Annotated in this window: 6 protein-coding genes; 2 read left to right on the top strand and 4 right to left on the bottom strand. The window is 59.1% G+C overall.

Annotation, left to right across the window (positions count from 1 at the left end):
- Window positions 1–44: 44 nt before the first annotated feature.
- The gene (locus tag Mspo_RS19235) at window positions 45–251 is read right to left on the bottom strand and encodes an ATP-binding protein (protein WP_305847254.1); all 207 of its coding nucleotides are present in this window, start codon (window positions 249–251) and stop codon (window positions 45–47) included.
- Between the two features lie 168 nt (window positions 252–419).
- On the opposite strand from Mspo_RS19235, the gene Mspo_RS19230 reads away from it, so the two are divergent.
- Window positions 420–920 carry an ISAs1 family transposase gene (locus Mspo_RS19230; protein WP_201281765.1) on the top strand — a complete coding sequence of 167 codons (501 nt, stop codon included), beginning with the start codon at window positions 420–422 and terminating at the stop codon, window positions 918–920.
- Here the strand turns inward: Mspo_RS19230 and Mspo_RS19225 are convergent.
- The 3 genes from Mspo_RS19225 to Mspo_RS19215 all read right to left on the bottom strand — a co-directional run bounded on the left by Mspo_RS19225 (window position 895) and on the right by Mspo_RS19215 (window position 2,204).
- Window positions 895–1,107, bottom strand: coding sequence for a hypothetical protein (locus Mspo_RS19225; protein WP_159732875.1), 213 nt, complete (start codon window positions 1,105–1,107; stop codon window positions 895–897). The two genes, Mspo_RS19230 and Mspo_RS19225, sit on opposite strands and share 26 nt — an antisense overlap.
- 105 nt (window positions 1,108–1,212) lie before the next feature.
- Window positions 1,213–1,545, bottom strand: coding sequence for a phasin family protein (locus Mspo_RS19220; RefSeq protein WP_159732873.1), 333 nt, complete (start codon window positions 1,543–1,545; stop codon window positions 1,213–1,215).
- Between the two features lie 236 nt (window positions 1,546–1,781).
- A complete protein-coding gene (locus Mspo_RS19215) occupies window positions 1,782–2,204 on the bottom strand; it encodes a FixH family protein (protein WP_244613558.1) in 423 nt (140 codons plus the stop codon).
- 157 nt (window positions 2,205–2,361) lie between these two features.
- On the opposite strand from Mspo_RS19215, the gene petA reads away from it, so the two are divergent.
- Window positions 2,362–2,994 carry a ubiquinol-cytochrome c reductase iron-sulfur subunit gene (gene petA / locus Mspo_RS19210; RefSeq protein WP_159732871.1) on the top strand — a complete coding sequence of 211 codons (633 nt, stop codon included), beginning with the start codon at window positions 2,362–2,364 and terminating at the stop codon, window positions 2,992–2,994.
- The last annotated feature ends 360 nt before the right edge of the window (window positions 2,995–3,354 follow it).

Here is a 3,354-nt window from a genome sequence, read left to right as displayed (position 1 = left end):
CGATCATCGCGCCACCCGTCACGCAGCTATCCCAAAAACCGAGGTCACCGCCAGGCGGCCGCCGCCGGAGGGATACGCGCGAAACGGCAGAAGTAGCGAATCTTTTCCCGCAGCGTTCCCTCGCGCTCGGCTCTGGCGAGGATCGCGATGATGTCGGCGAGGGAGGCGAAGTAGACGCTGCGGCCGGCTTTGACCGCTTCGACGCCGAGCGCCAGGCCGAGATGCGTTTTCCCCGTGCCGGGCGGCCCGATGAGATGGACGGCTTCGGCGCGGTCGATGAACTGCGGCTCTTGTCGAGCGAGGGCTGGAATGTGAATCGGCGAGGGGTATCGACGCCGATCGGCGTGCTAAACCGATGAAATTCTTCGCTCCGCGGGGATCAAAATCGGGCGCTTGTTCACAAAGGCAATCAGCCGGGCCTGCTGCAACACTGCGAGCACGTCGCCGCGACAGCGGCTCAGATCGCTACTGCCGACAGCCGCGATCTGGCGCGAAATCGCCAGGAGGACCGGCATGTCGAGGTCTACGCTCCCGGCGGCGCCCTCTCCGACGGCGAATGGGGGACGTTGATCGCCGCGATCGTGCGCGTCACACGCTCGACTTTGATCCGTTCCGCCGCTACGGGGATGTGGAAACGACGGGAGGAAACCGCCTTCTATGCATCCTCCGTCATGTTGCCCGCAGAAACCTTCGCGAGCGCCATCCGCGGCCATTGGGCCGTGGAGAACGAAAACCATTGGGTTCGCGACGTGACCCTCGCCGAGGACGCGAGCCGCATCCGCGTCAATCCCGGCGTCATGGCCCGCCTGCGCTCGCAAGCCCTCAACATCGCCAGAGCAAACGGCGTCAAAAACATTGCCCAAGCCTGGTGGAGCGGCGCCATCGATCCCGCCGTCACACTCTCATATCGCGGACTGTAAAGAGCGTTGAACAGCCCTGGATCGGATCCACGGTCCCCGCATCGGCCTGAGCCTCGACGGCTGCAGGCTCGAAATTGATCATCTTGGCGTCAGTTTCCTCTTCTTCGTCGGCTATTTCTTCCTGGATCGAGATCGGCTCCGAATTGTCTGGCCGATGACTTCTGTGAATTTTTTGGTTCGTAACCATCTCTTCGAATCCGTCTTTACAAGGCCGGAAAAATCGTGACGAGCGTAAATTGCACTCGTTGAAGAGCTTCCTGGGAACGCCGGAAACAGTCGCTAATGTTGCCGGTCAACCTTTGTTCTTCACCTCGTTTGAAAAGGCCGCGCCGAAAGCGTCCTTGGCGAGTTCCGAATAGAGGCCGTTGATCTTTGTCGCCTGAGAGATGAAGTCCTGAAAGGCGGCCTTGATAAAATCCGACTGCAGCTCGACGATGTCATCGAGCTTTCGAGCGTCGAGCAATTTCTTACTGAACGCATAGCCGTCCGCGGCGCGTCTTTTCGAATATTCGACGGATTCCGCCGCGATCACTTGCAGCCCCTTGGCGGTCGAGGCGGCAGCCGTGGTCACTGCGTCGAACCGGCTCGCGCCGAATTGGCTTACATCGTCAACGCTATTGAACATAGGAAATTATCTCCCTCGATCTCGTTGTTGATGGCCAAAAGCGATGGCCAAGAGTGCGGGCGAAGGCTTTTTATCGACAGCCGCGTCCCGCATCCGGAGTCGAGTATCCGAAATTGTCGATGCCAACAAATTAGGAAATCCCCTGATCCCCGGCGCGTGTCTTCGATACCCGAAACGGACTGACCGCATGCCTCAGACGATGACGTGGTGTTCGAAATGGCTGAGCTCGAACTCGATCATCGTTTTCTCTTATCGGATCCGGTCGAGGTCGTCATATTGAAGCCGATGGCGAGGGACCTACCCTCATCTCTTACGCCGCTTGCTGCGGCACACTGATGCCGATCGCCCAGATGGTGGTCGTCCGTCAGCTTCTTGAGCCAGACATTCGTCTGCTGGACCGTGTGGTCGAGCGCCGGCACAACGTGGTCTTCGTCGTCCTCCATTCCGTCAGACGCCATATCGAGCTGGGTCGCGAAAGTCATGGCGCCAGGGACGAGCTTGCCGTCTGGTTTGTGGACCAGACGAACCGAGACAATCGCATCGCCATTCTTGATTTCCTTGTTCACTAACTGGAATTCATAGTCCTTTACTTCGGCGCGGGCGATCGTTGCGGTTTCGGCCATAGCGAGGCCGATGAGCGCCGCCACAAGGGCGCGCACGAATGTGCGAAATCATGAAAATGTCCCATTTTTTCGAGCGGCGGCGAGGCGATGAAATATCGAAGGCAGATTGAATTAGCCGAAGGCCGGACTTGAACATCGTGCGGCGCGCAACATTCTTGCGCTACGCGAGCACGGTTTTTTAAAGGAGCGCCAGATGGAAAATCTCGATTTGGCCGAACCGGGCCGCCGCGACTTTCTCTTCATCGCGACCGGCGCTTGCGCCGTCGTGGCGACGGGAGCCGCGATGTGGCCTTTGATCGACGCGTTGAACCCCGACGCCTCGTCTGTCGCCGCAGGCGCGCCAGTTGACATCGATTTGAGCGGGCTTGAGCCTGGCGGGAAAGTCGTCGTGCGCTGGCGCGGCGTGCCCGTCGTCGTCATCAGCAGACCGGCCACGGCGCTGGAGAAATTAAGGGATCCCGCGCTGATCTCCCAACTCGCTGATCCCGATTCGGAAGTCTTGCAACAGCCGCGCTATGTGCGGAACTGGCACCGTTCGATCGACCCGGTATATGCCGTTCTCGTCGGCGTCTGCACACATCTCGGGTGCATTCCGCTCTATTATCCGAACCCGAGCGACGCCGAGCCGACCGCGGAATGGCCCGGCGGGTTCTTCTGCCCTTGTCACGGCTCGAAATACGATCTGGCCGGCCGCATCTACAAGAACATGCCGGCGCCTTATAATCTGCCGGCGCCACCCTATCGGACGGTTGACGGCAAGATTCTGAGGATTGGAGAAAACCCACCGGGCGAGAATTTCGAGATTACGTCCATCGTTCAAATATGAGCCCACGCTCAAGCGTCTGATGACGGCTCGATCCGCTCATGGGCCGCCAACGGCAATCCCATCCGAGGGCTTAGATCGCGCATTTCTCTGGCCGGAATGCAGAGATATTTGCTACAGCCGATGTTGCGAGGCACAAGCTCACGATCTCGCACGGAGGAAGTCATGATGGGCTCGGACGGAATGATGGGCGCTTTCGGCATGGGCTTCATGGGAATCTTCGGGCTACTCGTCCTGCTGCTCGTGGTCTTGGCCATAGCCGCTCTGATCAAATACTTGAGGAGTTAGAACCTGACCCAAAAGTTTCTTGTTCGCGCCGCAGTTGCGTGATTCTGGGGTTCCGAAGCATCGGAGAATGATTCG

Origin of the sequence: Methylosinus sp. Ce-a6 (genome assembly GCF_009811655.1) — a bacterium.
Taxonomy (GTDB): domain Bacteria; phylum Pseudomonadota; class Alphaproteobacteria; order Rhizobiales; family Beijerinckiaceae; genus Methylosinus.
This window is presented reverse-complemented; position numbering and strand designations above follow the sequence as displayed.

Excerpts from the sequence above, each read along its gene's own strand:
- Mspo_RS19225 (WP_159732875.1), bottom strand. The coding sequence starts at position 1,107 with ATGGTTACGAACCAAAAAATTCACAGAAGTCATCGGCCAGACAATTCG.
- Mspo_RS19220 (WP_159732873.1), bottom strand. The coding sequence starts at position 1,545 with ATGTTCAATAGCGTTGACGATGTAAGCCAATTCGGCGCGAGCCGGTTC.
- petA (WP_159732871.1), top strand. The coding sequence starts at position 2,362 with ATGGAAAATCTCGATTTGGCCGAACCGGGCCGCCGCGACTTTCTCTTC.